Annotated in this window: 4 protein-coding genes; all 4 read right to left on the bottom strand. The window is 69.1% G+C overall.

Features of this window, described 5'->3' with window-relative positions; all coding sequences use genetic code 11:
- Window positions 1–662: SigE family RNA polymerase sigma factor (locus ACWCO3_RS33860; RefSeq protein ID WP_450014027.1), on the bottom strand; the 662-nt coding region annotated here is incomplete at its 3' end.
- 103 nt (window positions 663–765) lie between these two features.
- Window positions 766–1,641 carry a PH domain-containing protein gene (locus ACWCO3_RS33855; protein ID WP_145786189.1) on the bottom strand — a complete coding sequence of 292 codons (876 nt, stop codon included), beginning with the start codon at window positions 1,639–1,641 and terminating at the stop codon, window positions 766–768.
- 6 nt (window positions 1,642–1,647) lie between these two features.
- Window positions 1,648–1,806: a hypothetical protein gene (locus tag ACWCO3_RS33850; protein WP_007455302.1), complete on the bottom strand. Its 159-nt coding sequence runs from the start codon at window positions 1,804–1,806 to the stop codon at window positions 1,648–1,650.
- Window positions 1,807–1,922: 116 nt separating this feature from the next.
- Window positions 1,923–2,465, bottom strand: a complete 543-nt coding sequence (locus ACWCO3_RS33845; RefSeq protein ID WP_450014029.1) for a DUF6758 family protein — start codon at window positions 2,463–2,465, stop codon at window positions 1,923–1,925.
- Window positions 2,466–2,503: the final 38 nt, after the last annotated feature.

The raw sequence follows: 2,503 nt of genomic DNA, 5'->3' as shown, positions 1-2,503 counted from the left end.
GAGACGGTGGCGCAGAAGATCGCCAGAGTCGCCCGCGACCTGCGGCTGAGCCGCTTCGACCTGAAGTACGCCGGAAGCTGCCCGTTCGGGGCGCCCGAGGCGGTCGGGCGGACGACACCGGCTGCGGCCGGCCGACCGGCAGTACCGGCTGCGGCGGGAAGCTCCGCCGCGTCGGCTCCCATCCGCCGGCGCAGCGTGGCCAGGGCTCGGGACGTCTGGCTCTTCACCGTGCCCGGTGAGATGTCCAGCATCGCGGCGGTCTGCGCCTCCGACATGTCCTCGTAGTAGCGCAGCACCAACACCGCCCGCTGCCGGTTGGGCAACTGCCTCAGATGCCGCCAGAGCAGGTCACGGTCGAGCTGCTGCTCGATCTCGTCGACACCGGCCCGTTCCGGCAGCACCTCGGTCGGGCGTTCACCGTGCCAACGCCGCCGCCACCAGCTCGTGGATGTGTTGACCATCACACGCCGGGCGTACGGTTCGACGGCCTCGATCCCGCCGAGCCGCTTCCACGCGAGGTAGGTCTTCGTCAGTGCCGTCTGGAGCAGATCCTCGGCCGTGGCCCAGTCGCCGGTGAGCAGATAAGCGGTGCGCAGGAGCGCGGCGGAGCGCGCCGCGACGAACTCGCGGAACTGCTCCTCCAACGAGTCCCTGCTCGCCACCGCCCACCTCCACACCCCAGTCGTCCTGGCAGAGTGCCACGTCAGAGGCGTTCCGGTCCATGACGAAAGGTGCGCACTTACTCCGATGTTCGGTCGAAAAGCTTCACGCCCCGTCGTCGGCCTTGGCTTCGTCGGCCTCCTTGCCGAGCCGCGCCTCGACTGCCTGCGGCTCGTACATCTCCTCGACGACGCGCAGGTAGAGCTCGTTCGGGTTGGGCAGGTTCTTGATTTCGCGGAGGGCCTGCTCCTGGCCGGCGGACTCCAGCACGAAGGTGCCGTAGTTGAGCGCTCGACCGGTCGGGGTCTGTTCGTACTTCATGTCGGTGACCCGGACCAGCGGCATCATGGCCACCTTGCGGGTGACGATGCCGTTGACCACCATGACCCGCTTGTTGGTCAGGATGAAACGGTCATACCACCAGTCCGCGACCTTCCACGCCACCCAGCCCATCACGGCGAACCAGAGCAGCACGGCGATGGTGGTCAGCGCGCCCACGTCCTGCCCGGCGAGGAAGCCGGAGAGGTAGCCGAGCACGAAGGTCGCCGCGATGCCGATCAACAGCGGGTTGGTGAGGTGGATCCAGTGCCGCTTCCACTCACCCCGGTAGCGCTCGGTGGGGAAGAGGTAGCGAGCCACCAGCGAGCTGGGCTCGTCCTCCAGAGGCAGCACCCGACGAGGTGTCGAGCCGGCCGCGTCGGCGCGCAACCCGGCCAGCTCGTCCTCGGAGATCTGGGGTGGCTGGTAGCCGGCCTCCGGATCACGGATCCACCCACGACCGGAACGCCCCTGGCCGGCATAGCCGGGCCCGTCGCCGTAGCCGACGTCGTCCGAAAGGGACGGACCATCGGACAGGCCGGGACCGGCACCGTAGCCCGGGCCGTCATCGGGCCCGATCCGCGGGATCGGCTCAGTGTCGCGCTCGCGGCGCTCCCGGTCAGGGTCGTCCGGGTCGAAGGGTGGACCGGAGGGGCTACCCATCGGCGGCTAGGCGACGAGACTGGTGAAGAAGTCGCCGAACCCCTGGGCAATATCCATGATCCCGCCGCCGAGCGACTTGAACACGTCAGCCGCAGAGTTTGGCCGGTAGGCGACGAAGAAGATCAAGAATGCGATTCCGGCCCAGGTGAGGACCTTCTTGACCATGGCGGGCCATCCTCTCGCGCGGCGCCGGGTCCCATTACCGCAGCGGCACCCAGAGTATCAGTGTGGTGTCGTACAGTGAATATCTGCGTCCGTTCTCCGTCAAACCGAGAGACTTGTCAAGGTCTCCCGGGTAAGTACGGGGACGGTGCGCCGTACACGAGCTCGGGTGGAGTCCACTCGGTCAGGTCGTGTAGCACGACATCTTCCGCGAGCAGGTGACCCGCACTCGCGGGCCAGGCTATCGCATGGAGCCACATTCCCCGAGCTTCGCCCGCGTACGCGCTTCGATCCGTCGGAGAATTCACCAACCACAGTGGAGTGGGATGCCCGGCGACCCTGATCCTGGCCTGCCCGACGTGGTCGGGATGACCAGGCCCAGGGTCGGTCAACGCGTCGGCCAGCTCCGGGCCCGGGTCCGGCCCGGCCAGTCCGGCGAGCCGGGTGCCCAGGCCGACGCCCGGCTCCTCGGCCACGAAGACCAGGTCCGCCGGACCGCCGCCGAGGGGCGCCGGGCCCGCGCAGGCCACGGCTGTCGCGCGCACTCCGGTCCGGTCGTCCCCGGCGTACGCCACGCCGGTGAGCGTCCAGCCGGTCGGCAGCGGCCACGGGCACCAGAGCGGCGTCACCGGCGGATCCGCGGTCGCGGTGATCCGCTCCACCACGCTCGCCACGATGTCCGCTCCGATGTGCTCGGGCA

Source organism: Micromonospora sp. NPDC002411 (assembly GCF_053592955.1).
This window is presented reverse-complemented; position numbering and strand designations above follow the sequence as displayed.